A 1,373-nucleotide genomic window follows, 5' to 3' on the forward strand; every position below is an offset into this window, starting at 1 on the left:
TCCGACCGGCGCTCCAGCACCAGCATCCCGACGCCCTCGCCCCACGCGGTGCCGTCGGCGGCCGCGGCGAACGACTTGCACCGCCCGTCGGCGGCCATGCCGCGCTGCCGGGAGAAGTCGGTGAACGCGATCGGGGTGGACATCACGGACACGCCGCCAGCCAGCGCCATCGCGCACTCGCCCTGCCGGAGCGACTGCGCGGCCAGGTGCAGCGCGACCAGCGACGACGAGCAGGCGGTGTCGACGCTGATCGCCGGGCCCTCCAGGCCGAGCGTGTACGCGATCCGCCCGGAGGCGACGCTGTTGAATCCGCCGTTGCCGAGGAACGGTTGCACGTCCTCCGGCACCGCGGCCACCGACGTGGTGTAGTCATTGGTGATCACGCCGACGAACACGCCGGTCTGGCTCCCGGCCACCGTGCCCGGGTCGATGCCGGCCCGCTCCAGCGCCTCCCACGACGACTCCAGCAGCAGCCGCTGCTGCGGGTCCATGGCCAGCGCCTCCCGCGGGCTGATCCCGAAGAATCCCGCGTCGAACCGGTCGGCGCGGTCCAGGAATCCGCCCTCGCGCACGTAGCTCGTGCCGATCCGGTCGGGGTCGGGGTCGTAGAGGCCGTCGACGTCCCAGCCCCGGTCGGCCGGGAAGGGCGACATCGCGTCGGTGCCGTGCGCCACCAGGTCCCACAGCTGTTCCGGCGAGCCGACGCCACCGGGGAACCGGCAGCTCATGCCGACGATGACGACGGGATCGTCGCCGGTGCCGGCCGCGACGGGGCCGGCCGGCGCGGCGGCCGGAGCGTCACCGACCAGCTCGGCGACCAGATGCCTGGCGAGCACGGCCGGGTTGGGGTAGTCGAAGACGAGGGTGGCGGGCAGCCGCAGCCCGGTCGCGGCGTTGAGGCGGTTGCGCAGCTCGACCGCGGTGAGCGAGTCGAACCCGATCTCCTTGAACGCCCGGCCGGGCGCGATCCTCTCCGGCTCGGCGAAGCCGAGGACGAAGCCGACGTTCGCCCGGACCAGGTCGAGCAGGGTGCGCTCCCGGTCCTCCGTGGACAGCGCGCCGATCCGGTCGGCGAGGCCCGCGTCCGCACTCACGCCGGTCCGGGCGGTGCGCCGGACCGGACCCACGAGGGTACGCAGCACGGCCGGGACCGGGCCCGCGGATCGCAGGGCGGCGATGTCCAGCCGGACCGGGGCCACCACGCCCCAGGACGACGCCAGGCCGGCGTCGAACAGCTCCACGCCGAGTTCGTCCGAGAGGGGCAGGACGCCGCCGCGGGCCATCCGGCGGAGGTCGGTATCCGACAAATGCGCCGTCATCGACGAACGCCGCTCCCAAAACCCCCACGCCAACGACGAACCCACCAAACCCCG

General features: G+C 73.9%; 1 protein-coding gene. It reads right to left on the minus strand.

Features of this window, described 5'->3' with window-relative positions; all coding sequences use genetic code 11:
* Positions 1-1,319, minus strand: a 1,319-nt coding sequence (locus tag AB0B58_RS42295) for a beta-ketoacyl synthase N-terminal-like domain-containing protein (protein ID WP_360237075.1), incomplete at its 3' end; no start/stop codon positions are given.
* Positions 1,320-1,373: the final 54 nt, after the last annotated feature.

This window comes from Actinoplanes sp. NPDC049118 (genome assembly GCF_040648555.1).
Classification (GTDB): domain Bacteria; phylum Actinomycetota; class Actinomycetes; order Mycobacteriales; family Micromonosporaceae; genus Actinoplanes.